Source organism: Xylanibacter sp. (genome assembly GCF_057607445.1).
Window position 1 is genome coordinate 88,110 of sequence record NZ_DBLZAX010000001.1, and the last position, 22,091, is coordinate 110,200.

General features: G+C 43.7%; 35 protein-coding genes. 34 read left to right on the forward strand and 1 reads right to left on the reverse strand.

Going from position 1 to position 22,091, the window contains the following annotated elements; translation table 11 throughout:
- Positions 1-22: 22 nt before the first annotated feature.
- On the reverse strand, positions 23-1,588 hold the full coding sequence (locus tag ACZMIG_RS00305; protein ID WP_418874587.1) for a hypothetical protein: 1,566 nt from the start codon (positions 1,586-1,588) through the stop codon (positions 23-25).
- 246 nt (positions 1,589-1,834) lie between these two features.
- Here ACZMIG_RS00305 and ACZMIG_RS00310 point away from each other — a divergent pair, with 246 nt between their 5' ends.
- The 34 genes from ACZMIG_RS00310 (at position 1,835) to ACZMIG_RS00475 (ending at position 22,025) form a co-directional block, all read left to right on the forward strand.
- Positions 1,835-3,334, forward strand: coding sequence for a helix-turn-helix domain-containing protein (locus ACZMIG_RS00310; protein ID WP_418874586.1), 1,500 nt, complete (start codon positions 1,835-1,837; stop codon positions 3,332-3,334).
- Positions 3,335-3,956: 622 nt separating this feature from the next.
- Positions 3,957-4,274, forward strand: a complete 318-nt coding sequence (locus ACZMIG_RS00315) for a DUF3467 domain-containing protein (RefSeq protein ID WP_021855164.1) — start codon at positions 3,957-3,959, stop codon at positions 4,272-4,274.
- A gap of 249 nt (positions 4,275-4,523) precedes the next feature.
- Entirely contained in the window at positions 4,524-4,904 is a 381-nt protein-coding gene (rpsL, locus tag ACZMIG_RS00320) for a 30S ribosomal protein S12 (RefSeq protein ID WP_021851960.1), read from the forward strand.
- Positions 4,905-5,050: 146 nt separating this feature from the next.
- Positions 5,051-5,527 (forward strand): 30S ribosomal protein S7, encoded by a 477-nt coding sequence (gene rpsG, locus ACZMIG_RS00325; RefSeq protein ID WP_021855165.1) that lies wholly within the window; start codon positions 5,051-5,053, stop codon positions 5,525-5,527.
- Between the two features lie 24 nt (positions 5,528-5,551).
- Complete coding sequence (gene fusA, locus ACZMIG_RS00330) at positions 5,552-7,669, forward strand: elongation factor G (RefSeq protein ID WP_021855166.1); 2,118 nt, start codon at positions 5,552-5,554, stop codon at positions 7,667-7,669.
- A 116-nt stretch (positions 7,670-7,785) separates the two neighbouring features.
- Positions 7,786-8,091: a 30S ribosomal protein S10 gene (rpsJ, locus tag ACZMIG_RS00335; RefSeq protein WP_009228666.1), complete on the forward strand. Its 306-nt coding sequence runs from the start codon at positions 7,786-7,788 to the stop codon at positions 8,089-8,091.
- Between the two features lie 23 nt (positions 8,092-8,114).
- A complete protein-coding gene (rplC, locus tag ACZMIG_RS00340; protein ID WP_053398844.1) occupies positions 8,115-8,729 on the forward strand; it encodes a 50S ribosomal protein L3 in 615 nt (204 codons plus the stop codon).
- Positions 8,729-9,358, forward strand: a complete 630-nt coding sequence (gene rplD / locus ACZMIG_RS00345) for a 50S ribosomal protein L4 (protein ID WP_021855168.1) — start codon at positions 8,729-8,731, stop codon at positions 9,356-9,358. Before rplC ends, rplD begins: the two co-directional genes overlap by 1 nt.
- A gap of 14 nt (positions 9,359-9,372) precedes the next feature.
- Positions 9,373-9,666, forward strand: coding sequence for a 50S ribosomal protein L23 (gene rplW, locus ACZMIG_RS00350; protein WP_021855169.1), 294 nt, complete (start codon positions 9,373-9,375; stop codon positions 9,664-9,666).
- A 7-nt stretch (positions 9,667-9,673) separates the two neighbouring features.
- Positions 9,674-10,498, forward strand: a complete 825-nt coding sequence (gene rplB / locus ACZMIG_RS00355) for a 50S ribosomal protein L2 (protein WP_021855170.1) — start codon at positions 9,674-9,676, stop codon at positions 10,496-10,498.
- A 21-nt stretch (positions 10,499-10,519) separates the two neighbouring features.
- Complete coding sequence (gene rpsS, locus ACZMIG_RS00360) at positions 10,520-10,786, forward strand: 30S ribosomal protein S19 (RefSeq protein WP_021855171.1); 267 nt, start codon at positions 10,520-10,522, stop codon at positions 10,784-10,786.
- A 34-nt stretch (positions 10,787-10,820) separates the two neighbouring features.
- Positions 10,821-11,225 carry a 50S ribosomal protein L22 gene (gene rplV / locus ACZMIG_RS00365; RefSeq protein ID WP_021855172.1) on the forward strand — a complete coding sequence of 135 codons (405 nt, stop codon included), beginning with the start codon at positions 10,821-10,823 and terminating at the stop codon, positions 11,223-11,225.
- 8 nt (positions 11,226-11,233) lie between these two features.
- Complete coding sequence (gene rpsC / locus ACZMIG_RS00370) at positions 11,234-11,953, forward strand: 30S ribosomal protein S3 (RefSeq protein WP_021855173.1); 720 nt, start codon at positions 11,234-11,236, stop codon at positions 11,951-11,953.
- A 14-nt stretch (positions 11,954-11,967) separates the two neighbouring features.
- Positions 11,968-12,396: a 50S ribosomal protein L16 gene (rplP, locus tag ACZMIG_RS00375; RefSeq protein WP_021855174.1), complete on the forward strand. Its 429-nt coding sequence runs from the start codon at positions 11,968-11,970 to the stop codon at positions 12,394-12,396.
- Between the two features lie 2 nt (positions 12,397-12,398).
- Positions 12,399-12,593, forward strand: a complete 195-nt coding sequence (rpmC, locus tag ACZMIG_RS00380) for a 50S ribosomal protein L29 (protein ID WP_021855175.1) — start codon at positions 12,399-12,401, stop codon at positions 12,591-12,593.
- A gap of 2 nt (positions 12,594-12,595) precedes the next feature.
- The gene (gene rpsQ, locus ACZMIG_RS00385; RefSeq protein WP_082335262.1) at positions 12,596-12,862 is read left to right on the forward strand and encodes a 30S ribosomal protein S17; all 267 of its coding nucleotides are present in this window, start codon (positions 12,596-12,598) and stop codon (positions 12,860-12,862) included.
- A gap of 2 nt (positions 12,863-12,864) precedes the next feature.
- Positions 12,865-13,230 carry a 50S ribosomal protein L14 gene (gene rplN, locus ACZMIG_RS00390; RefSeq protein WP_021855177.1) on the forward strand — a complete coding sequence of 122 codons (366 nt, stop codon included), beginning with the start codon at positions 12,865-12,867 and terminating at the stop codon, positions 13,228-13,230.
- An 18-nt stretch (positions 13,231-13,248) separates the two neighbouring features.
- Entirely contained in the window at positions 13,249-13,569 is a 321-nt protein-coding gene (gene rplX / locus ACZMIG_RS00395; protein WP_021855178.1) for a 50S ribosomal protein L24, read from the forward strand.
- On the forward strand, positions 13,569-14,123 hold the full coding sequence (gene rplE, locus ACZMIG_RS00400) for a 50S ribosomal protein L5 (protein WP_021855179.1): 555 nt from the start codon (positions 13,569-13,571) through the stop codon (positions 14,121-14,123). Before rplX ends, rplE begins: the two co-directional genes overlap by 1 nt.
- A gap of 5 nt (positions 14,124-14,128) precedes the next feature.
- Positions 14,129-14,431, forward strand: a complete 303-nt coding sequence (gene rpsN, locus ACZMIG_RS00405; RefSeq protein WP_021855180.1) for a 30S ribosomal protein S14 — start codon at positions 14,129-14,131, stop codon at positions 14,429-14,431.
- Positions 14,432-14,497: 66 nt separating this feature from the next.
- Positions 14,498-14,893 carry a 30S ribosomal protein S8 gene (gene rpsH / locus ACZMIG_RS00410; protein ID WP_021855181.1) on the forward strand — a complete coding sequence of 132 codons (396 nt, stop codon included), beginning with the start codon at positions 14,498-14,500 and terminating at the stop codon, positions 14,891-14,893.
- 16 nt (positions 14,894-14,909) lie between these two features.
- Positions 14,910-15,476, forward strand: coding sequence for a 50S ribosomal protein L6 (rplF, locus tag ACZMIG_RS00415; RefSeq protein ID WP_021855182.1), 567 nt, complete (start codon positions 14,910-14,912; stop codon positions 15,474-15,476).
- 18 nt (positions 15,477-15,494) lie between these two features.
- A complete protein-coding gene (gene rplR, locus ACZMIG_RS00420) occupies positions 15,495-15,839 on the forward strand; it encodes a 50S ribosomal protein L18 (RefSeq protein WP_021855183.1) in 345 nt (114 codons plus the stop codon).
- Between the two features lie 6 nt (positions 15,840-15,845).
- Positions 15,846-16,358, forward strand: coding sequence for a 30S ribosomal protein S5 (gene rpsE, locus ACZMIG_RS00425; RefSeq protein WP_053398841.1), 513 nt, complete (start codon positions 15,846-15,848; stop codon positions 16,356-16,358).
- Between the two features lie 11 nt (positions 16,359-16,369).
- Complete coding sequence (gene rpmD, locus ACZMIG_RS00430; protein WP_021855185.1) at positions 16,370-16,546, forward strand: 50S ribosomal protein L30; 177 nt, start codon at positions 16,370-16,372, stop codon at positions 16,544-16,546.
- A 26-nt stretch (positions 16,547-16,572) separates the two neighbouring features.
- Positions 16,573-17,019 (forward strand): 50S ribosomal protein L15, encoded by a 447-nt coding sequence (gene rplO, locus ACZMIG_RS00435; RefSeq protein ID WP_487888822.1) that lies wholly within the window; start codon positions 16,573-16,575, stop codon positions 17,017-17,019.
- A gap of 4 nt (positions 17,020-17,023) precedes the next feature.
- Positions 17,024-18,367: a preprotein translocase subunit SecY gene (gene secY, locus ACZMIG_RS00440; protein ID WP_021855187.1), complete on the forward strand. Its 1,344-nt coding sequence runs from the start codon at positions 17,024-17,026 to the stop codon at positions 18,365-18,367.
- Positions 18,368-18,382: 15 nt separating this feature from the next.
- Positions 18,383-19,177, forward strand: coding sequence for a type I methionyl aminopeptidase (gene map, locus ACZMIG_RS00445; RefSeq protein WP_125105469.1), 795 nt, complete (start codon positions 18,383-18,385; stop codon positions 19,175-19,177).
- A gap of 8 nt (positions 19,178-19,185) precedes the next feature.
- A complete protein-coding gene (gene infA / locus ACZMIG_RS00450; protein WP_021855189.1) occupies positions 19,186-19,404 on the forward strand; it encodes a translation initiation factor IF-1 in 219 nt (72 codons plus the stop codon).
- A 14-nt stretch (positions 19,405-19,418) separates the two neighbouring features.
- Positions 19,419-19,535: a type B 50S ribosomal protein L36 gene (gene ykgO, locus ACZMIG_RS00455; protein WP_021855190.1), complete on the forward strand. Its 117-nt coding sequence runs from the start codon at positions 19,419-19,421 to the stop codon at positions 19,533-19,535.
- A 30-nt stretch (positions 19,536-19,565) separates the two neighbouring features.
- Positions 19,566-19,946: a 30S ribosomal protein S13 gene (gene rpsM / locus ACZMIG_RS00460; RefSeq protein WP_021855191.1), complete on the forward strand. Its 381-nt coding sequence runs from the start codon at positions 19,566-19,568 to the stop codon at positions 19,944-19,946.
- A gap of 9 nt (positions 19,947-19,955) precedes the next feature.
- The gene (rpsK, locus tag ACZMIG_RS00465; RefSeq protein WP_021855192.1) at positions 19,956-20,345 is read left to right on the forward strand and encodes a 30S ribosomal protein S11; all 390 of its coding nucleotides are present in this window, start codon (positions 19,956-19,958) and stop codon (positions 20,343-20,345) included.
- A 69-nt stretch (positions 20,346-20,414) separates the two neighbouring features.
- Positions 20,415-21,020: a 30S ribosomal protein S4 gene (gene rpsD, locus ACZMIG_RS00470; protein WP_021855193.1), complete on the forward strand. Its 606-nt coding sequence runs from the start codon at positions 20,415-20,417 to the stop codon at positions 21,018-21,020.
- A 12-nt stretch (positions 21,021-21,032) separates the two neighbouring features.
- Positions 21,033-22,025: a DNA-directed RNA polymerase subunit alpha gene (locus ACZMIG_RS00475; protein WP_487888823.1), complete on the forward strand. Its 993-nt coding sequence runs from the start codon at positions 21,033-21,035 to the stop codon at positions 22,023-22,025.
- The last annotated feature ends 66 nt before the right edge of the window (positions 22,026-22,091 follow it).

A 22,091-nucleotide genomic window follows, 5' to 3' on the forward strand; every position in this document is an offset into this window, starting at 1 on the left:
ACAATTTTATTCTTGTTCTCGTTTATCTCACGACAACCTTTCTGGCGGTTGTCTTTCCGTTGCTTAGTGTGGTGCGTATTATGTTTACGCCTCTGCCGGCCTTGCTCACCTTGCTTCCCGTTATGCTGAATATCTCTTCGCTGACAGGGCTGCCGTATTCGTCGGTCGTGGCTGCGTCTATGCCGGTGCCAGTTTCGGGTGTAACCTTCTGCATGAATATTGAGGTTGTGCCGTTGCGCTCCTCGTCCCAGCTTGTCAGGAAGTATTTTCCGTCTATCATGGCCGATGATTTCAGGTTGACTTTCTTTGTCGGAGTCTCTGTAAACTGAATTGTTTCGCAGGTCTTGTTGCCGCCGGCATCATATATGTCGAGCAGTGAGTTCACCGCCTTTGTTGCGCCGTCGAGTTTCTGATAGAACAGGGCAGCGTTGCCGTTGCCGGCGTCCTGCACGCTGTAGAACGAGTACATGTCGCCGTTCTGCATGGCGGCCACCTCTATGTTGCCTTCCGGCAGTGCCTGTCCGTCGGTGGTGTATCTTTTCATGTAGAGTCCCTGAGTGTTTGAGTTATTTTTGTCAAACTGCTGGTATGCGCAAGCGAAGGTGTTGTCGCTGCTGATGTATGCCACGGCTGGCTGTGCTCCGCCATAGTTGCCGTCGTTGAGGATTATGCCTCCGGGCTTGCCGTCGAAAGCCGTTTTTCCGTTACTCCTGACATAGACAAACGCACTGTTGAAGTTTGCGTCCATGCATGTTATCAGTGCTCCGTTGTCGGGTCCGGGCACAATCTTTAGCACTTCCCATGGCTTAGGCGATGCCAGTCCGCCGTTGAACACCGTCTCGTCCTCTTCCGTAAGGCTTTCCCCGTTGCCGTCAATGAGCTTGGTCTTCAGCGAGCTGCTCTCATATATATAGGTAAGAAGGGCGTTGTCGCCGTCGCTTTTTGTCACAAAGGGGTAGGGGGTGCTCTTGTAGGTAGTCTCCACGGCTGTCTTCTGCCATATAGAGTTGCCGTCCTTGTCGAGTCTTTCAATGGCTATGCAGTCTTTTTGTGCGTTGTCGTCGCGATACATGTAGGCGCATATGCATCCGCCGTCGTCGAGCGCACACATGCTTAGTCCGACCTGTGTGGCAAAACCCTTGCCGCTGTTGAGCACGGTTCCGTCCCATAGCTGCCGGCCGTCTGGCGCATATTTATATATGGTGTATGTATTCAGCTTGCTGTCAGGAGCAGTTCTGAAGTCCTGCACGCCGACAAACGCCTGTCCGTCTTTGTCGAGAGCCAGATGCTGGTTGTAGGCCGACCACACTTTGTTGGCTTCCTGTGAGATTATTTTTCCGCCCCTCTCCATAACCTTGTTGCCGTCTTTATCTATTATTTGCAGGCGCATGCCCAGGGTTCCGTTCATGTTTGTGATGAAGAAGACATAGGTTACTCCGTCCTTGTTCGTGGCCACTTCGTTTTCGTCAAAGGCCAGTCCTGTCGGCGTAATCTGAGTGTTCTTGCCTAAGTCGGTTGTCCATTGGGCGCGTGTCATGCCCGCTATGAATATTATTACTGCAGTAAGGAGTATTATTCTTTTTTTCATGACAGATGGTTTTAAGGGTTATACATAATAAAGTTATCTAAAAACAAAAGTAATACTTGTTTCATATATAGTGGCTGACGTAGAGGTCTTTCGCAAATATACGCCTAATAATGTTTTTGTGCAATAGCCGGATGCTCCAAATGTTTGCTATTTCATGAAATAACAAAAGAAATGCTTTAAATTTGCCTGCGTATGCCCGGATTTTGATTATAATTCTTATATTTGCCGATACAAAAAGTCTCAGTTATGAATATTATCGCCGTCATTGCAGCTGCCTTGCTGCTGATTATTCCTTGTTCCGGTAGCCTTGCTGCCGGAAACAGCCGTGCTGCAGAGATTGCAGAGACGGCGCAGAAGGATTATTATTCAGGCGAATATTTTGATGCTCTCGAAGGATTCATAACCGGCCTGAAGGTTGCACGCGACGAGAAGGACAGTCTGTCGCTCATGATATGCACCGGATATATAAGCAACATATACAATTGCTTCAACGACTACAGCAGCAGTCTGGCTTATCTGCTTGAGGGATACGAGGTTGCCCGGATGTGCAACAATGAGAATATGAATGCCCGCTTCCTTTCAAACATTGTAAGTACGTGCTGCCGGTTGGGCGATGTTAAGAGCGCGGAGAAATATTATGCCCTTGAAGAGAAGGTCGCTATGAATGACCGGGACGAGAACGACTATTATCTCCTTTATAATAAGGCACGCATCATGCAGGCCGGAGGGAGATTCAATGAGGCCTTGCAGATGCATCACAGACTGTTGGACATGGCTAAGAGACGCGGCATGGCTGAGTTGTATTCACTTATTCAGTATAGCGAGATAGGCAATGTGCTTGTCAGGCTTGGCCGGTATTCAGAGGCACGCAAATATGGCGAGATGTGCATGAGCCTGTCGGGAAGACTTGGCGACGACGACCTAAAGATTAATGCGTATAATATTATGGCAGGAGCCTGCAAGGGACTTGGGCAGGCTGACCAATATGTCTTGTATCATTCTAAGGCGCTGGCTCTTACTGATTCTGTATTTAATCCTAAACGTTTCTATATGGTGCGCAACCGTCTTGACGTTTATCGCGACAGTGTGGCCGGCGAGCGTATAACGATGCTGAACGGTATAGTTACACGGCAGTCGGATGCGATGTTCCTGCTTATTCTTCTTGTTGTTGTTATGTTTGCTGTGTCTGGTGCGGTGTGGTATGCTTACCGCAGACAGGCAAAAACTAAGGGCGCTTTGCCTGAAAAGGCTGCTGCTGCCGACTGTTACATGCTTCCTGGTGATTGTATGCCCGTAGAGTCGGTGTTGCTGACTGTAGAGGCTGCTGCACCTGTACAACTATCAGAAACTGATTCTGCTGTTGAAGAGCAGTGCCTTATGAGTCGTGAGCAGGCCGAGGCTTTATATGAGAAAATAGAACAGGCATTTAATGATGTTGCAGTTATATCAGAACCCGAATTCAGTTTGGGCACCTTGTCGCAGTTGGTAGGCTCTAATATGAAATATGTGTCGTGGGTGATAAACAGTTTTTATGGTAAAAACTTTAAGACTATCCTTAATGAGTGTCGTGTGCGTGAGGCATGTATCAGACTGGGCGACACAGAGCGTTATGGCAACATCACTATTCAGGGAATATATGAAAGTCTGGGATACCGCAGTGCATCAAGTTTTAACCGGGCTTTCAGACAAGTTACCGGCATGTCGCCATCAGCCTTTCTTAAGCAGGCCCAGGTAGAAAAGGTGTAGCGGGGCAGAGGCAAATGCTGTTTTGTGCGACTTCATATTGCTGATGTTGTCTTTCTGTTGTGAGCGCGATGACCGGCAGTTGTGTTTTATTATATGTAGACGGACGTCGGGCGTTAGGTTAAAATGGCGCTGTCTGATCGTGATTTATTTAACGCTTAATGCACATTCCTGATCTTTTGCTAATGTCTTTTTTGTGTTGTGTTTGCAGTCTCCTTCCTTAATTGTTTATGCCGTTTATGAATGTGATTTTTGGCCGGTGCTGGCTTTATGTATGCCATGTGGTATGTTGAAAATTTATGACTTTGTTGCGCAGAATATTTATTTTAATGTTTTTGTTACCAAAAATATATCTGTTATTGCTTGTTTTTCTGCCAAAAAGGTTTATCTTTGCATTACTTTCTATCAGGCTCCGTGCTGAGCATAAGTAAGGCTGCATGCTTGTGGCTGTAATGCTTTGAATAACGTATGCCGGTATTCTAAAAATTTAATCCGGTTAAATAGGCGGCTGTAGATGCTGTCTTAAAATTCAGGCGAAGATGCTGGCTGATGGCTACAGGTGATGAGCTGTATGCCGAGAAACAGAGATATGAAACTTTATATATTAATATAATAATACAAAGAAATGGAAAACAAAAATAACAATCAGGGTCAGTTTCAAGTAGATCTGCCCGCAGATGTATCACAGGGACAATACGCAAACTTTGCTATTATAACACACTCTAGTTCTGATTTTGTGCTCGACTTTGCCCGCATCCTTCCCGGTGTACCCAAGGCAACAGTTAAGTCACGTGTGATTCTTGCTCCTGAGCATGCAAAGCGTCTGCTTATGGCTCTTCAGGACAATATCGTAAGATATGAGAATGCTTTCGGTCAGATAAAGATTCCGCAGCAGGAAAAAGGCACTATTGCACCTTTCCACATTAATAAGGGTGAAGCCTAATTTTTCATCTTAGAAGAATTGATAAGTGTCTGCAAGTGCATTTAAATAAGCATATTGTAGTTAATTTATTTTAATAAAGCCTATATTGTGCAAATTTTATGCCGATATAGGCTTTTTGGATTCTTTATAATTATGTAATTTAAAGAATTATTCTTACCTTTGCAGCCCAAATCGGTCTATGTTCTATTGGCCGTATTACAATAATAAGAAAATAACAAAACAAAATATATAACTAAAAATTTAACAACAATGCCTACAATTCAACAATTGGTAAGAAAAGGTAGAAAGGCGCTTGTTGACAAGAGCAAATCACCGGCTTTGGATTCATGTCCTCAGCGTCGTGGCGTTTGTGTTCGTGTTTACACAACAACCCCTAAGAAACCTAATTCGGCAATGCGTAAAGTTGCCCGTGTTCGTTTGACAAACCAGAAGGAAGTTAACTCTTACATACCGGGAGAGGGACACAACCTTCAGGAGCACTCTATCGTACTCGTACGTGGCGGTCGTGTAAAGGACCTTCCTGGTGTACGTTATCACATCGTTCGTGGTACTCTTGATACAGCTGGTGTAGCAAACCGTACACAGCGTCGTTCTAAGTATGGCGCAAAGCGTCCTAAGGCTAAGAAATAATCGTTAAAAGCCAGTTTTTAGGACATAATTGACATTTTATTAACGTTTTGCTGGAGAATTGTTATAAAGGTTGAGTAAGCAGTTCTGGTGAGAACGCTGAAGAACAAGAGAACAGCCCCATGCAGAATTAATTTCAAAACAAAGAAATGAGAAAAGCAAAACCAAAGAAGCGCGTGGTCCTTCCGGATCCCGTTTACAATGACCAGAAAGTCTCAAAATTCGTTAACCATCTGATGTATGATGGAAAGAAAAATACTTCTTATGAGATTTTCTACAAAGCATTAGACACAGTAAAAGAGAAAATGGCTAGCGAGGAAAAGTCTGCTCTTGAAATATGGAAGGCAGCCCTCGACAATATTACTCCTCAGGTTGAGGTTAAGAGCCGTCGTATCGGTGGTGCTACATTCCAGGTTCCTACAGAAATCCGTCCTGACCGTAAGGAGAGCATCTCTATGAAGAATATGATTAACTATGCACGCAAGCGCGGCGGTAAGACAATGGCCGACAAGCTCGCTGCTGAAATCATGGATGCTTATAACAATCAGGGTGGCGCATTCAAGCGTAAGGAAGATATGCACCGCATGGCTGAGGCTAACCGTGCATTCGCTCACTTCAGATTTTAATAATACAGACAGGTAAAAAGAATCATGGCAAAGCAAGATTTACATTTGACCCGTAATATCGGTATTATGGCTCACATCGATGCCGGTAAGACAACAACTTCTGAGCGTATCCTTTTCTATACAGGTAAAACTCATAAGATTGGTGAGGTTCACGATGGTGCTGCTACAATGGACTGGATGGCTCAGGAGCAGGAGCGTGGTATTACTATCACATCTGCTGCCACCACTTGCTACTGGCACTATGACAACAAGCAGTTCAAGATTAACCTGATTGACACTCCGGGACACGTTGACTTCACTGCTGAGGTTGAGCGTTCTCTGCGTGTTCTTGACGGAGCTGTTGCTACATATTGCGCTGTAGGCGGTGTACAGCCTCAGTCTGAAACTGTATGGCGCCAGGCTGACAAATATAATGTTCCCCGTCTCGGCTATGTAAACAAGATGGACCGTTCTGGCGCTGACTATTTTGACGTTCTGCGTCAGATGAAGGAAGTGCTTGGCGCTAATCCTGTTTCTCTCGTTGTTCCTATCGGAAGTGAGGAGACTTTCAAAGGTATCGTAGATCTTATCAAGATGAAGGCTATCCTTTGGCACGATGAGACTATGGGTGCTGAATTTGAGGTTGCTGAGATTCCTGCTGACCTTAAGGACGAAGCTGAAGAGTGGAGAGGAAAACTCCTTGAAAGCGCAGCTGAGTTCGATGAGTCTTTGATGGAAAAATACTTTGAGGATCCTAACTCAATAACAGAAGAGGAAATCATTGCTGCTATCCGTAAGGGTACTCTGGCTATGGAATGTACTCCTGTTATCTGTGGTTCTTCATTCAAGAATAAGGGTGTTCAGACCCTGCTCGACTATGTATGTGCATTCCTGCCTTCTCCTGTCGATACTCCTAACATCGTTGGTACTAACCCGACAACAGGTGAGGAAGAAGACCGTAAACCGTCTGAGGATGCGCCTACTTCAGCTCTTGCGTTCAAGATTGCTACTGACCCGTATGTTGGCCGTCTCGTATTCTTCCGCGTTTACTCTGGTAAGGTTGAGGCTGGTTCTTATGTTTACAACACACGTTCAGGCAAGAAGGAGCGCGTAAGCCGTCTGTTCCAGATGAACTCAAACAAGCAGGTTCCTATGGACGCTATCGATGCCGGTGATATCGGTGCTGGTGTTGGTTTCAAGGATATCCGTACAGGTGATACTCTTTGCGATGAGGCACATCCTATCGTACTCGAGTCTATGACATTCCCTGATCCTGTTATTGGTATCGCTGTTGAGCCGAAGAGCCAGGCTGACGTTGATAAGCTCGGTATCGGTCTTGCTAAGCTTGCTGAGGAAGACCCGACCTTCACTGTTCATACAGACGAGCAGAGCGGTCAGACAGTTATCTCTGGTATGGGTGAGCTTCACCTCGACATCATCCTTGACCGTCTGAAGAGAGAGTTCAAGGTTGAATGTAATCAGGGTAAGCCTCAGGTTAACTACAAAGAGGCTATCACCAAGACTGTCAACCTGCGTGAGGTTTACAAGAAGCAGAGTGGTGGTCGCGGTAAGTTCGCTGATATCATCGTTAATGTTGGTCCGGTAGACGAGGATTACAAGCAGGGCGGTCTGCAGTTCATCAATGAAGTTAAGGGTGGTAACATTCCTAAGGAATTCATTCCTTCAGTACAGAAAGGTTTCGAGTCTGCAATGAAGAATGGTGTACTTGGCGGTTATCCTATGGACAGCCTGAAGGTTACTCTTATCGATGGTTCTTTCCACCCGGTAGACTCTGACCAGTTGTCATTCGAGGTTGCAGCTATCAACGCTTACAAGAACGCTTGCGTTAAGGCAGGTCCGGTTCTGATGGAGCCTATCATGAAGCTCGAGGTTGTAACACCTGAAGAGAACATGGGTGACGTTATCGGTGACTTGAACAAGCGTCGTGGTCAGGTTGAAGGTATGGATGAGACTCGTAGCGGTGCACGTATCATCAGAGCTATGGTTCCGCTGGCAGAGATGTTCGGTTATGTAACAGCTCTCCGTACAATCACTTCTGGTCGTGCTACAAGCTCAATGGAGTATGATCACCATGCTCCTCTGTCAAGCACAATTGCTAAGGCTGTGCTTGAGGAAATAAAGGGACGTACAGATCTCGTATAATCACTAAGCTGATTAAAAATACAAAAGAGAATGAGGCGTCTTGTTAGCGAATGACTCTTAACAGGCGTACCTCTTCTCTTCTTTGAAATTAATATCAATATTAATAAGATAAAATAATGAGTCAGAAAATTAGAATTAAGCTGAAGTCTTATGACCACAAATTGGTAGACAAGTCAGCAGAGAAAATTGTAAAGGCTGTGAAGGCTACAGGCGCTATCGTAAGCGGTCCTATTCCATTGCCTACTCACAAGCGTATTTTCACAGTTAACCGAAGCACATTCGTAAACAAGAAATCACGTGAGCAGTTCCAGCTCAGCGATTACAAGCGTCTTATTGACATCTACAGCTCAACAGCTAAGACCGTTGACGCTCTGATGAAGCTCGAATTGCCCAGCGGTGTTGAAGTAGAAATCAAAGTATAGTTTAATTTTTAATATCAATTGAAATGCCAGGATTAATAGGAAGAAAAATCGGAATGACATCCGTTTTCAGTGCCGACGGTAAGAATGTACCGTGCACTGTTATCGAAGCTGGTCCTTGTGTTGTTACTCAGGTAAAGACTGTTGAAAAAGATGGTTACAAAGCAGTTCAGTTAGGCTTTGGTGAGGCTAAGGAAAAGAACACCTCTAAACCTCTTATGGGAACTTTCAAAAAGGCTGGTACAACACCTAAGAGACACTTGGCCGAGTTCAAGTTTGATGAGGAATATAACCTCGGAGACGTTATCACGGTTGAAATTTTCAACGACGCAAACTTTGTTGACGTTGTTGGTACATCAAAAGGTAAAGGTTTCCAGGGTGTAATGAAGCGTCACGGATTCGGTGGTGTAGGACAGAGCACACACGGTCAGGACGACCGCGCACGCAAGCCGGGATCTATCGGTGCTTGTTCTTATCCTGCTAAAGTGTTCAAAGGAATGCGCATGGCCGGACAGATGGGTGGTGACAGAGTTACAACTCAAAACCTCAAAGTGTTAAAAGTAATACCGGAGCATAACCTCATCTTGGTGAAGGGTAGTGTTGCTGGTTGCAAAGGTTCAACCGTTTTAATTCAGAAATAATGGAAATTAACGTATTAAATATCAAAGGTGAAAACACTGGAAGAAAGGTTACGTTAAACGAATCTATCTTCGGAATTGAACCCAACGACCACGTTCTTTATCTCGACGTTAAGCGCTATATGGCTGCACAGCGTCAGGGAACAGCTAAGGCTAAAGAAAGAAGTGAGCATGCAGGTTCAACCCGCAAGCTTGGCCGTCAGAAGGGTGGCGGTGGCGCTCGTCGCGGTGACATCAATTCTCCGGTGCTCGTAGGTGGTGGTCGCGTATTTGGTCCTAAGCCACGTGACTACAGCTTCAAACTGAACCTCAAAGTTAAGGCTTTGGCTCGTAAGAGCGCTCTGTCTTACAAGGCTCAGGAGAATGCAATAGTAGTAGTAGAAGATTTCAATTTTGACGCTCCGAAGACTAAAGATTTTGTAAATATTACTAAAAATCTTAAAGTTGACGGCAAGAAGTTGCTTTTGGTTTTGCCGGAAGTAAATAAAAACGTATATTTGTCAGCTCGTAATTTGCAGGGCACAGAAGTTATGCTCGCATCAACAATCAATTCTTACAAAGTTTTGAATGCTGATGTTCTTGTCATGACAGAAAATTCGTTGAAGACTATCGATGAAATCTTAAATAAATAAAGGAGAAAGATAATATGGCATTTATAATAAAACCATTGGTCACTGAGAAGATGACCAAGATTACAGACAAGCAGCCTAACCGCTACGGCTTCGTTGTTCGTCCAGAGGCTGACAAACTCCAAATTAAGAAAGAAGTCGAGAGTCTGTATAATGTTACAGTAGTTGACGTGAACACTGCCCGCTATGCCGGAAAGCGCTTGAGCCGCTATACAAAGGCCGGTTTGATTAAGGGACAGAAGAACGCGTTCAAAAAAGCAATCGTTACTCTTAAAGAAGGCGAAACAATTGATTTTTACAGCAATATTTAAATAAAAAATGGCAGTACGTAAATTTAAACCGGTAACTCCGGGTCAAAGACACAAGATTATTGGTACGTTCGAGGAGATTACTGCATCCGTACCAGAGAAGTCTCTCGTTTACGGTAAACGTTCTACCGGTGGTCGAAACAATACAGGTAAGATGACTGTACGCTATATGGGCGGCGGTCATAAGAGAAAATACCGTTTGATCGACTTCAAGCGTGAGAAAGATGGTGTTCCAGCTGTAGTTAAGACAATTGAATACGATCCGAACCGTTCGGCTCGTATTGCATTGTTGTATTATGCTGATGGTGAAAAACGTTACATTATTGCTCCTAACGGACTGCAGGTAGGTGCAACTCTGATGTCAGGAAAGGACGCAGCGCCTGAGATTGGTAATACGCTTCCTTTGGCTAACATCCCCGTAGGTACTGTAATTCACAACATTGAGTTACGTCCGGGTCAGGGTGCACTGCTCGTTCGCTCGGCTGGTAATTTTGCTCAGTTGACTTCTCGTGAAGGCAGTTATTGTGTTATTAAGCTCCCTTCAGGTGAGACTCGTAAAATTCTTAGCGCATGTAAGGCTACTATTGGTAGCGTAGGTAACTCAGACCACGCTCTTGAACAGTCTGGTAAGGCTGGACGTTCACGCTGGTTGGGTCGTCGTCCTCACAACCGTGGTGTTGTTATGAACCCGCATGATCACCCGATGGGTGGTGGTGAAGGACGTCAGTCTGGAGGTCATCCACGTTCACGTAAGGGCTTGTATGCTAAGGGTCTCAAGACAAGAGCTCCGAAGAAGCTTTCTAACAAGTATATTATTGAAAGAGCTAATAAATAATCAAGTTAACTAGAGTAAATTATGAGTCGTTCATTAAAAAAAGGTCCATACATTAACGTATCGCTCGAGAAGAAAATTCTTGCCATGAACGAAAGCGGCAAGAAGAGTGTCGTTAAGACTTGGGCTAGAGCTTCAGTGATTTCTCCTGATTTCGTGGGTCACACTGTTGCAGTTCATAACGGAAACAAATTTATCCCTGTTTATATTACCGAGAATATGGTAGGTCACAAGCTTGGTGAGTTCTCACCTACACGTAGATTTGGTGGCCATGCCGGTAACAAGAAGTAAACAGGCTAACCATTGAAAATAAAATAATAAGATAATGGGAGCAAGAAAAAAAATAGCGGCTGAAAAAAGAAAAGAAGCCCTTAAAACAATGTATTTCGCAAAGCTCAGAGGCGTACCTTCTTCTCCGCGTAAAATGCGTTATGTCGTAGACATGATCCGCGGAATGGAAGTTAACCGTGCGCTCGGCGTTCTGAGGTTCTCTAAGAAAGCTGCTGCTGCAGATGTAGAGAAGTTACTTCGTTCTGCTATCGCTAACTGGGAAACAAAAAATGACCGCAAGGCTGAAGACGGTGAGCTTTATGTATCAAAAGTATTCGTTGACGAAGGCGTTACAATGAAGCGTATGAGACCGGCACCCCAGGGTCGTGGCTATAGAATCCGTAAGCGTAGCAACCATGTTACTCTGTTTGTTGATGCTAAAACTAATGACGAAAAATAATTAATAGAATGGGACAGAAAGTTAATCCAATAAGCAACCGTCTCGGTATTATCAGGGGTTGGGATTCAAATTGGTTCGGTGGAAAGAAATTTGGTGACAACCTCGTTGAGGATATGAAAATCCGTAAATACCTTAACGAGCGTCTTGCAAAAGCAAGTGTATCTCGCATTGTTATCGAGCGTACATTGAAACTTGTTACCATAACTATTTGCACTGCCCGTCCGGGTATCGTCATTGGTAAAGGCGGACAAGATGTTGACAAGTTGAAGGAAGAGTTGAAGAAACTCTACGATAAGGAGATTCAGATCAATATTTTCGAGGTAAAGAAGCCGGAGCTCGATGCGTCTATTGTAGCTAATAACATTGCACGCCAGGTTGAGGGTAAGATTGCTTATCGTCGTGCAATTAAGATGGCTGTAGCTAACACGATGCGTGCTGGAGCTGAGGGAATCAAAGTGCAGATTACAGGTCGTCTGAACGGTGCTGAAATGGCACGTAAGGAAATGTATAAAGAAGGTCGTACTCCTTTGCATACATTCCGTGCAGATATCGACTATTGTCAGGCAGAGGCCCTCACAAAGGTTGGTCTGTTAGGTATTAAGGTTTGGATTTGCCGTGGTGAGGTTTATGGTAAGCGTGACCTCTCTCCTAACTTTGCTCAGGAAAAGCAGAGCGGACGTTCAAACGGCAAGACAAGAGTTAATCGTAAGAGAAACAATAACCGTTAAAGAAACAAGCTATCATGTTACAGCCAAAAAGAGTAAAATATAGAAGACCTCAAGACGGCCGCGGCAGAAAAGGCAACGCCCACAGAGGTACACAACTGGCTTTCGGATCATTCGGCATCAAGACTCTTGAAGCAAAATGGTTGGATAGCCGCCAGATAGAGGCAGCGCGTGTTGCTGTCAATCGTTATATGCAGCGTGAGGGTCAGGTCTGGATCCGCATATTCCCGGATAAACCTATTACACGTAAGCCTGCTGACGTACGTATGGGTAAAGGTAAGGGAGATCCCGCAGGATGGGTTGCTCCTGTTACTCCGGGACGTATCCTCTTTGAAGTTGAAGGTGTTTCTTTTGATGTTGCTAAGGAAGCATTGCGCCTTGCAGCACAGAAATTGCCTGTAAAGACAAAATTTGTTGTTAGACGTGATTACGATAAAAATGCTTAATTATGAAGATTAAAGAAGTCAGAGAACTCGAAACCAAAGACTTGGCAGAGAGATTAGAGGCCGAGATTGCTAAATATAACCAAATGAAGTTGAATCATGCAATCACACCGCTGGAGAATCCATCTCAAATTAAGGCTACTCGTCGTGATATAGCACGTATGAAAACAGAACTTCATCAGAGAGAACTTAATAAATAACAATGGTCCAGATGGAAACAAGAAATTTAAGAAAAACAAGAACGGGTGTCGTTATCAGCAACAAGATGGATAAAACCATTGTTATTGCGTCTAAGTTCAAGGAGATGCACCCGATATATGGTAAGTTTGTTCAGAAGACAAAGAAATACCATGCACATGATGAGAATAATGAGGCAAATGTAGGTGATACAGTGCTCATTATGGAGACACGTCCTTTGAGTAAGACAAAGAGATGGAGATTAGTTCAAATAATTGAAAAAGCTAAGTAATTATGATACAAGCAGAATCAAGACTTACTGTATGTGATAACAGCGGAGCTCGTGAGGCCCTTTGCATCCGTGTTTTGGGTGGAACACGCCGCCGTTATGCAAGTGTTGGTGACGTTATTGTCGTTGCTGTCAAGAACGTTATCCCGTCAAGTGATATGAAAAAGGGTGCAGTATCAAAGGCTTTGGTTGTTCGCACAAAGAAAGAAATACGTCGTGCTGACGGCTCATATATCCGTTTCGACGACAATGCTTGTGTTTTGCTGAACAATGCTGGTGAACTTCGTGGCAGCCGTATCTTCGGCCCTGTAGCTCGCGAACTCCGTGCAGTTAATATGAAAGTCGTTTCTTTGGCACCTGAGGTTCTTTAACATAAAAAGGAAAAAGTAATGAATAAGTTACATATAAAGAAAAACGATACAGTTATTGTCTTGGCCGGTGAGGACAAAGGCAAGACTGGCAAGGTGCTTAAAGTTTTAGTTGAAAAACAGCGTGCCATTGTTGAGGGTATCAACATCGTGTCTAAGAGCACAAAACCGAGTGCTAAGAATCCTCAGGGAGGAATCGTTAAGCAGGAGGCTCCGATACATATCTCAAATCTGAGTCTGATTGACCCCAAGAGCGGCAAGGCTACACGTATTTCAATTAAGAAGACAGAAGACGGTAAGAAGATCCGTATTGCTAAAAAATCAGGGGAGGAAATCAAATAATGAATACAGCTGAATTAAAGAAGGTATATGCAGAGAGCATCGCTCCTGCACTGCAGAAACAGTTTAACTATTCTTCTAAGATGCAGATTCCTGTCCTGAAGAAGATTGTAGTTAACCAGGGTCTTGGAGATGCAACTCAGGATAGAAAGATCATCGAGGTTGCAATCAACGAGATTTCTACAATTACGGGTCAGAAAGCAGTTGCTACATATTCAAAGAAGGATATCGCAAACTTCAAACTCCGTAAGAAGATGCCTATCGGCGTTATGGTAACTCTTCGTCGCGAGCGTATGTATGAATTCCTCGAGAGACTCATACGTATTGCATTGCCACGTATCCGTGACTTCAAGGGTATTGAGAGCAAATTCGACGGTCGCGGAAACTATACACTTGGTATTCAGGAGCAGATTATCTTCCCTGAAATCAACATCGATTCAATCGATCGTATTCAGGGTATGAACATCACCTTCGTAACAACTGCCAAGACAGACGAGGAAGGTTATGCTCTTCTCAAAGCATTTGGTCTACCTTTCAAAAACGCTAAAAACGATTAATAGATATGGCAAAAGAATCAATGAAAGCCCGCGAGGTTAAACGTGCTAAACTCGTTGCCCGTTATGCTGAAAAACGTGCGGCTTTGAAAAAAATTATAGCTACAACAGACGATCCTGCAGAGGCTTATGAGGCTGCAAGAAAGTTGCAGAGCATTCCCCGCAATGCTAATCCTATCCGTCTGCACAACCGTTGCAAGATTACAGGTCGTCCAAAGGGTTACATCCGTCAGTTTGGCCTTTCTCGTATTCAGTTCCGTGAGATGGCTTCTGCCGGTCTTATCCCTGGAGTAAAGAAGGCAAGCTGGTAATTTAGGAGATTTAGTTTTTTTATTTAATATTGTCGGGGCAGTCCCGATTAATTAAACAATTATTTTATGACAGATCCAATAGCAGATTATCTGACGAGGTTGAGAAACGCAATCATGGCTCATCACCGTGTTGTTGAAGTACCAGCTTCAAACTTGAAGAAAGAGATTACAAAGATCCTCTTCGAGAAAGGTTACATCCTTAACTACAAGTTCATTGAGGATGGACCTCAGGGTACAATTAAGGTTGCATTGAAGTATGACCCTGCAACCAAGACAAACGCAATCAAGTGTTTGAAGAGAGTGTCTACTCCAGGTTTGCGTAAGTATACTGGATACAAGGACATGCCGAGAGTTATTAACGGATTAGGTATTGCTATTTTATCTACATCCAAAGGTGTAATGACAAACAAAGAGGCTGCTGACCTTAAGATCGGTGGTGAGGTTCTTTGCTACGTTTATTAATGGAGGAAATTAGATTATGTCAAGAATTGGAAAATTGCCTATCAGCATTCCTTCAGGCGTTACAGTAACTCTCAACAATGGCGTAGTTAATGTAAAAGGTCCCAAGGGAGAACTTTCTCAGAAGGTAGACTCTTCTATCAAAGTTAAGATTGAAGATAATCATGTAATATTTGAAATTGATGAGAATAGTCCTGTAAACTACAAGCAGAAGCAGGCATTCCATGGCCTTTATCGTGCTTTGGTCAACAACATGGTTGTTGGCGTAAGCGAGGGCTATAAGAAGGAGCTTGAGCTTGTCGGTGTGGGCTATCGTGTTTCTAATCAGGGAAACATCATCGAATTCGCTTTAGGATATACACACCCGATTTTCATCCAGTTGCCTAAGGAAGTTAAGGTTGAGACAAAGTCTGAAAGAAATCAGAACCCTGTTATTATTTTGGAATCTTGCGATAAGGAATTGCTCGGACTTATTTGCGCCAAGATACGTTCGTTCCGTATGCCTGAGCCTTACAAAGGAAAAGGTATATTGTTCAAAGGCGAAGTCATCCGCAGAAAGTCTGGTAAGACTGCTGCTGCTAAGTAACTTTAATATTTTACGATCATGACAACAAAGAAAATAGAAAGACGAATAAAGATAAAGTTCAGAATTCGCAAAAGTGTAAACGGAACAGCTGAACGTCCTCGTATGAGTGTATTCCGCAGCAACAAGCAGATATATGTTCAGATTATCAATGATGTAACAGGTACAACTCTTGTTTCTGCTTCTTCACTTGGCCTTGAGACAATGCCAAAGTGCGAGCAGGCAGCCAAAGTTGGTGAACTGATAGCAAAGAAGGCTGTAGAGGCTGGAATCTCTAAGGTTGTTTTCGACCGTAACGGATACCTCTACCATGGACGTGTTAAGGAACTTGCTGATGCAGCTCGTAAAGGTGGACTTAATTTTTAATCGATTATGGCAATGAACAAAGTTAAAATAAATAGTGACGTTGAATTAAAAGACAGATTGGTTGCTATTAACCGTGTTACTAAGGTAACAAAAGGTGGTCGTACCTTCACATTTGCTGCTATTGTTGTAGTTGGTGACGGCAACGGAGTAATCGGTTGGGGTCTTGGAAAGGCAGGAGAAGTTACCGCTGCAATTTCTAAAGGTGTTGAGTCTGCAAAGAAGAATCTTGTTAAGGTTCCTGTACTTAAGGGTACAATACCTCATGAGATTGAGGCAACATTCGGTGGAGCTCAGGTTTTCTTGAAGCCTGCAGCAGCCGGTACTGGTCTTGTAGCCGGTGGTGCTATGCGTGCTGTGCTTGAGAGTGTTGGTGTTAAGGATGTCCTTGCTAAGTCAAAGGGCTCTTCTAACCCTCACAACCTTGTTAAGGCTACTATCGTGGCTCTGACACAGTTGCGCGATGCTTATACCATTGCCAAGACACGTGGAATCAGTTTGGAAAAAGTATTTAGAGGATAGGAGATAATAATATGGCAACAATAAAGATCAAGCAGATTAAAAGTAAAATTGGTGCTCCGCTAGACCAGAAACGTACACTTGCGGCTCTTGGTTTACGTAAAATATCTCAGGTCGTAGAGCGTGAAGATAGTCCTACCCTTCGCGGTATGATAAGGAAGGTTCACCATCTGGTAACCGTTATTGAATAATAACTCACATTAAAAAAGAAACGATTATGAAACTAAATAATTTGAAACCAGCTGCAGGTTCTACTCATTCACGCCGCCGTATCGGCCGTGGACCAGGTTCTGGCCTTGGTGGAACGTCTACACGTGGTCACAAGGGTGCTAAGGCACGTTCTGGTTATAAGAGAAAGATTGGATTCGAAGGTGGTCAGATGCCTTTGCAGCGTCGTATACCGAAGGCTGGATTCAAGAATATTAACCATAAGGAGTATTTTGCTGTAAACCTTTCTACGCTTCAGGAGATTTCTGAGGCAAAGAATCTTACAAAGATCGGCATTCAGGAACTGAAGGCTGCTGGTCTTACCAATGGTAAAGAGTTGGTTAAGATTCTCGGAAATGGTGAATTGAAAGCAAAATTGGAAGTGGAAGCTCATGCTTTCTCTAAGACTGCTGAAGAGGCTATCAAGGCAGTTGGTGGTAACACAACAATAATCTAAGTAAATGAAAAAGTTTATTGAGACACTGAAGAACTGTTGGAAGATTGAGGATTTGCGTCAGCGAATCCTCATCACCATAGCATTTGTTGCAATTTATCGTTTTGGATCATTTGTTGTTTTGCCAGGAATTGATCCATCAATGTTGCAGAAATTGCAGTCGCAGACAAGTGGCGGTCTTATGTCGCTGCTTGACATGTTCTCCGGTGGTGCTTTCTCCAATGCTTCTATCTTTGCATTGGGAATAATGCCTTACATCTCAGCTTCTATCGTAATGCAGCTGCTTGCAGTTGTAGTGCCGTATTTCCAGAAGATGCAGCGTGAGGGCGAGAGTGGACGTAAGAAGATCAATTGGTATACACGTGTGCTTACCGTTGCAATTCTTTTGTTCCAGGCTCCTTCTTACTTGATGAACCTGAAGATTCAGGCCTATGGTGCTTTGTCATCAGGCATTGACTGGTCAGTGTTCATGATACCCGCAACAATTATTCTTGCTGCAGGTAGTATGTTCGTTTTATGGCTCGGTGAGCGTATTACGGATAAAGGCATTGGAAATGGTATCTCATTGATCATTATGATAGGAATCATCGCCCGTCTGCCGCAGGCATTTATACAGGAGGTCAGCTCTCGCTTTACGGCAATCACTGGCGGTGGTCTCGTTATGTTTATTGTTGAGATACTTATACTTTATGCTGTCGTTTGTGCATCTTTGCTCTTGGTTCAGGGCACTCGCAAAATACCAGTACAGTATGCTAAGCGTATTGTCGGTAACAAGCAGTACGGTGGTGCACGCCAGTATGTTCCGTTGAAGCTCTTCGCTGCTAACGTTATGCCTATCATCTTTGCTCAGGCATTGATGTTCATTCCGTTGGCAATCGTTCAGTATTCAACAGACCAGAGCGGTTACATTATCCGTTCTTTGATGGATCACAGAAGCTTGTTGTATAATATTGTGTTTGCAGCACTTATAATTGCTTTCACATATTTTTATACAGCATTGACTCTGAACGCGACACAGATGGCTGAAGACATGAAGCGTAATAATGGCTTTATACCCGGCATCAAGCCAGGTAAAGACACCGCTGATTATATCGATACAGTTATGTCTCGTATAACATTCCCCGGTTCACTCTTTATTGCGTTTATCGCTGTAATGCCTGCTCTTGCTGGATTGCTGAATGTTCAGGATGCTTTCTCTCAGTTCTTTGGTGGAACATCTCTCCTCATTCTCGTAGGTGTTGTTATAGACACACTCCAGCAGATCGAAAGTCATTTGATGATGAGACATTACGATGGCTTGCTCAATTCAGGTCGAATTAGAGGCCGTAATGGCGGCGTTTCTGCATATTAGAGTATTTCTTACTGAATGAAGATATTTCTCAAGACAGAAGATGAAATAGAACTGATGCGAAAAGCCAACCAGTTAGTTGGAAACACTTTGGGCGAGATAGCAAAGCATATCAAGCCCGGTGTTACAACTTTACAGTTGGATAAAATAGCAGAAAGTTACATCAGGGACAATGGGGCAATACCAACCTTCAAAAATTACCCTAACCCTTTTGGTCAACCTTTTCCGGCAAGCATCTGTACTTCTGTAAATGATGTAGTTGTTCACGGAATACCAGACAACAAGACTGTGCTTCGTGACGGCGATATAATATCTGTTGACTGTGGTGCTCTTTTAAACGGTTTTAATGGTGATTCTTGTTATACTTTTTGTGTAGGTGAAGTTTCGGCTGAAGTGAAGCAGTTGCTTCTGACTACCAAGGAGGCTCTTTATTTGGGTATCGAGAATGCCGTTGCCGGAAAACATATTGGTGATATCGGTCATGCCGTGCAGGCTCATTGCGAATCGCGAGGATATGGAGTTGTCAGAGAACTGACAGGACATGGTATAGGACGCGAGATGCACGAAGATCCATCTGTACCAAACTATGGCACTAGTGGTTCGGGAGTATTGCTTAAAGCAGGCATGTGTATTGCGATAGAACCGATGATAACGATGGGCGACAGATCCCTTTGCATGATGCCCGACCGTTGGACGATAAAGACATGTGACGGGAAACCTGCTGCACATTTTGAACATACAGTAGCGATATATCGGGGTAAGGCAGAAATTTTATCTTCTTTTGAGGAAGTTGAACGATTAGAAAGAAATTAATTTTAAATATGGCAAAACAAGACGCAATAGAGCAGGACGGAACAATCGTAGAGGCATTGTCAAATGCAATGTTCCGTGTAGAGTTGGAGAATGGCTGTCCTATAACGGCTCACATTTCGGGTAAGATGAGAATGCATTATATTAAGATTCTTCCCGGAGATAAAGTAAAAGTTGAGATGAGTCCTTATGATTTGACAAAGGGCAGAATCGTATTCAGATACAAATAATTTTATAGAGATATATGAAGACAAGAGCATCATTAAAGAAACGTACTCCCGATTGCAAAATCGTTCGTCGTAAGGGTCGTCTGTACGTTATTAACAAGAAAAACCCTAAGTACAAATTACGTCAGGGCTAAAACATTAAATTTTTTAATTAATTAACAAAAATGGCAATAAGAATTGTTGGAGTAGATTTGCCCCAGAATAAGCGTGGCGAAATCGCATTGACTTATATTTATGGTATAGGTCGAAGTAGTTCAGCAAAGATATTGGATAAAGCAGGCGTAAGCCGTGACCTGAAGGTCTGCGATTGGACAGACGATCAGGCAGCTAAGATCCGTGAAATAATCGGCGCTGAATTCAAAGTAGAAGGTGATCTCCGTTCAGAGATCCAAATGAATATCAAGCGACTGATGGATATTGGTTGCTATCGTGGAATTCGTCATCGTAACGGTCTTCCGGTTCGCGGTCAGAGTACAAAGAATAATGCTCGTACCCGTAAAGGTAAGAAGAAGACTGTTGCTAATAAGAAAAAGGCTACTAAATAATAATTAGTTATGGCAAAGAAAACAGCAACATCTAGAAAAAGAAATGTAAAGGTTGACGCTATGGGCCAGCTTCACGTTCATAGCTCTTTCAACAATATCATTGTATCTTTGGCTAACAGCGAGGGCCAGATTATTTCATGGTCTTCAGCCGGAAAGATGGGTTTCCGCGGCTCAAAGAAGAATACTCCTTATGCAGCTCAGATGGCTGCCGAGGATTGTGCAAAAGTAGCTTATGACCTTGGTCTCCGTAAGGTAAAGGCATATGTTAAGGGTCCGGGTAACGGCCGTGAGTCAGCTATCCGTGCCGTACACGGTGCCGGAATCGAAGTTACAGAGATTATCGACGTAACACCGTTACCCCACAACGGTTGCCGTCCTCCAAAGAGAAGAAGAGTTTAATCAAGTACACAAATCCGCCATCCTGCGTTGTGCAGGATGGCACAATAAAACAAAGTATTTTAAATTATTATGGCTAGATATACAGGTCCGAAATCAAAAATTGCGCGTCGTTTTGGTGAACCCATTTTCGGCGCTGACAAAGTTTTGTCTAGGAGAAACTTCCCTCCTGGACAGCATGGCAATAATCGTCGCAGAAAGATGTCTGAGTATGGTGTCATGTTGGCAGAGAAGCAGAAAGCTAAATACACTTATGGTGTGCTTGAGCGTCAGTTCCGTAATCTGTTCGAGAAGGCAGCAAAGGCAGACGGTATTACCGGTGAGGTATTGCTCCAGAGCCTTGAGTGCCGTCTTGACAACGTAGTGTTCCGCCTTGGAATTGCTCCTACACGTGCTGCAGCTCGTCAGCTGGTTAGTCATAAGCATATTGTTGTTGACGGTAAGGTAGTTAACATTCCTTCATATTCAGTTGCTCCCGGTCAGGTAGTAGGTGTTCGTGAGAAGGCTAAGTCTCTTGAGGTTATTGAAGCAGCTTTGGCTGGTTTCAATCACAGCAAGTATCCTTGGTTGGAGTGGGATGAAAACACAAAGAGCGGCAAGCTTCTGCACAAGCCGGAGCGTGCTGACATACCGGAGAACATTAAGGAACAGTTAATCGTTGAGTTGTACTCTAAATAAATCATTAAATTAATGGCGATATTAGCATTTCAAAAACCTGATAAAGTTGTAATGTTGGAGGCGACAGACAAATTCGGCAAGTTCGAATTTCGTCCTTTGGAGCCAGGCTTTGGCGTTACCATCGGTAACTCATTGCGCCGCATTCTTCTTTCATCGCTTGAGGGTTATGCTATCAACACAATCCGTATTTCGGGTGTTGAGCATGAGTTTTCCTCTGTACCTGGCGTAAAGGAGGATGTTACCAACATTATCTTGAATTTGAAACAAGTAAGATTCAAGCAAGTAGTAGAAGAATTCGAGAACGAAAAAGTTAGTGTCACCGTAGAGAATTCAACAGAGTTCAAAGCAGGTGATATAGGTAAGTATCTGACTGGATTTGAAGTGTTAAACCCTGATTTGGTGATTTGTCATTTAGATGCCAAAGCTTCAATGCAGATTGATCTCACTATAAACAAAGGACGCGGATACGTTCCTGCTGACGAGAACCGTGAGTTCTGCACTGACGTCAACGTTATTCCAATCGATTCTATTTACACTCCGATCCGTAACGTGAAATATTCAGTTGAGCCGTATCGTGTTGAACAGAAAACCGACTACGACAAGCTGGTTATTGAAGTTACGACGGACGGTTCCATTCACCCGAAGGACGCTCTTAAGGAGGCTGCCAAGATTCTTATTTACCACTTCATGCTGTTCTCTGACGAGAAGATTACTCTTGAGAACAATGATGTAGACGGTGATCAGGAATTCGACGAAGAGATACTCCACATGCGCCAGCTGCTCAAGACAAAGCTCATAGACATGAATCTTTCTGTTCGTGCGCTTAACTGTCTTAAGGCTGCTGATGTTGAGACTCTTGGCGATTTGGTTCAGTACAACAAGACCGACCTCCTCAAGTTCCGCAACTTCGGTAAGAAATCGCTTTCAGAGCTTGATGATTTGCTCGAGAGTCTGAATCTGTCGTTTGGTACCGATATTTCTAAGTACAAATTAGATAAAGAGTAACCGTGCATAATCCGGCGCATGGCTGATACCTGCGCCGGGCATGCCGATTTATCGCAAAAGAAAAAC

Coding starts and splice junctions, on each gene's coding strand:
- ACZMIG_RS00305 (WP_418874587.1), bottom strand. CDS start 1,588: ATGAAAAAAAGAATAATACTCCTTACTGCAGTAATAATATTCATAGCG.
- ACZMIG_RS00310 (WP_418874586.1), top strand. CDS start 1,835: ATGAATATTATCGCCGTCATTGCAGCTGCCTTGCTGCTGATTATTCCT.
- ACZMIG_RS00315 (WP_021855164.1), top strand. CDS start 3,957: ATGGAAAACAAAAATAACAATCAGGGTCAGTTTCAAGTAGATCTGCCC.
- rpsL (WP_021851960.1), top strand. CDS start 4,524: ATGCCTACAATTCAACAATTGGTAAGAAAAGGTAGAAAGGCGCTTGTT.
- rpsG (WP_021855165.1), top strand. CDS start 5,051: ATGAGAAAAGCAAAACCAAAGAAGCGCGTGGTCCTTCCGGATCCCGTT.
- fusA (WP_021855166.1), top strand. CDS start 5,552: ATGGCAAAGCAAGATTTACATTTGACCCGTAATATCGGTATTATGGCT.
- rpsJ (WP_009228666.1), top strand. CDS start 7,786: ATGAGTCAGAAAATTAGAATTAAGCTGAAGTCTTATGACCACAAATTG.
- rplC (WP_053398844.1), top strand. CDS start 8,115: ATGCCAGGATTAATAGGAAGAAAAATCGGAATGACATCCGTTTTCAGT.
- rplD (WP_021855168.1), top strand. CDS start 8,729: ATGGAAATTAACGTATTAAATATCAAAGGTGAAAACACTGGAAGAAAG.
- rplW (WP_021855169.1), top strand. CDS start 9,373: ATGGCATTTATAATAAAACCATTGGTCACTGAGAAGATGACCAAGATT.
- rplB (WP_021855170.1), top strand. CDS start 9,674: ATGGCAGTACGTAAATTTAAACCGGTAACTCCGGGTCAAAGACACAAG.
- rpsS (WP_021855171.1), top strand. CDS start 10,520: ATGAGTCGTTCATTAAAAAAAGGTCCATACATTAACGTATCGCTCGAG.
- rplV (WP_021855172.1), top strand. CDS start 10,821: ATGGGAGCAAGAAAAAAAATAGCGGCTGAAAAAAGAAAAGAAGCCCTT.
- rpsC (WP_021855173.1), top strand. CDS start 11,234: ATGGGACAGAAAGTTAATCCAATAAGCAACCGTCTCGGTATTATCAGG.
- rplP (WP_021855174.1), top strand. CDS start 11,968: ATGTTACAGCCAAAAAGAGTAAAATATAGAAGACCTCAAGACGGCCGC.
- rpmC (WP_021855175.1), top strand. CDS start 12,399: ATGAAGATTAAAGAAGTCAGAGAACTCGAAACCAAAGACTTGGCAGAG.
- rpsQ (WP_082335262.1), top strand. CDS start 12,596: ATGGTCCAGATGGAAACAAGAAATTTAAGAAAAACAAGAACGGGTGTC.
- rplN (WP_021855177.1), top strand. CDS start 12,865: ATGATACAAGCAGAATCAAGACTTACTGTATGTGATAACAGCGGAGCT.
- rplX (WP_021855178.1), top strand. CDS start 13,249: ATGAATAAGTTACATATAAAGAAAAACGATACAGTTATTGTCTTGGCC.
- rplE (WP_021855179.1), top strand. CDS start 13,569: ATGAATACAGCTGAATTAAAGAAGGTATATGCAGAGAGCATCGCTCCT.
- rpsN (WP_021855180.1), top strand. CDS start 14,129: ATGGCAAAAGAATCAATGAAAGCCCGCGAGGTTAAACGTGCTAAACTC.
- rpsH (WP_021855181.1), top strand. CDS start 14,498: ATGACAGATCCAATAGCAGATTATCTGACGAGGTTGAGAAACGCAATC.
- rplF (WP_021855182.1), top strand. CDS start 14,910: ATGTCAAGAATTGGAAAATTGCCTATCAGCATTCCTTCAGGCGTTACA.
- rplR (WP_021855183.1), top strand. CDS start 15,495: ATGACAACAAAGAAAATAGAAAGACGAATAAAGATAAAGTTCAGAATT.
- rpsE (WP_053398841.1), top strand. CDS start 15,846: ATGGCAATGAACAAAGTTAAAATAAATAGTGACGTTGAATTAAAAGAC.
- rpmD (WP_021855185.1), top strand. CDS start 16,370: ATGGCAACAATAAAGATCAAGCAGATTAAAAGTAAAATTGGTGCTCCG.
- rplO (WP_487888822.1), top strand. CDS start 16,573: ATGAAACTAAATAATTTGAAACCAGCTGCAGGTTCTACTCATTCACGC.
- secY (WP_021855187.1), top strand. CDS start 17,024: ATGAAAAAGTTTATTGAGACACTGAAGAACTGTTGGAAGATTGAGGAT.
- map (WP_125105469.1), top strand. CDS start 18,383: ATGAAGATATTTCTCAAGACAGAAGATGAAATAGAACTGATGCGAAAA.
- infA (WP_021855189.1), top strand. CDS start 19,186: ATGGCAAAACAAGACGCAATAGAGCAGGACGGAACAATCGTAGAGGCA.
- ykgO (WP_021855190.1), top strand. CDS start 19,419: ATGAAGACAAGAGCATCATTAAAGAAACGTACTCCCGATTGCAAAATC.
- rpsM (WP_021855191.1), top strand. CDS start 19,566: ATGGCAATAAGAATTGTTGGAGTAGATTTGCCCCAGAATAAGCGTGGC.
- rpsK (WP_021855192.1), top strand. CDS start 19,956: ATGGCAAAGAAAACAGCAACATCTAGAAAAAGAAATGTAAAGGTTGAC.
- rpsD (WP_021855193.1), top strand. CDS start 20,415: ATGGCTAGATATACAGGTCCGAAATCAAAAATTGCGCGTCGTTTTGGT.
- ACZMIG_RS00475 (WP_487888823.1), top strand. CDS start 21,033: ATGGCGATATTAGCATTTCAAAAACCTGATAAAGTTGTAATGTTGGAG.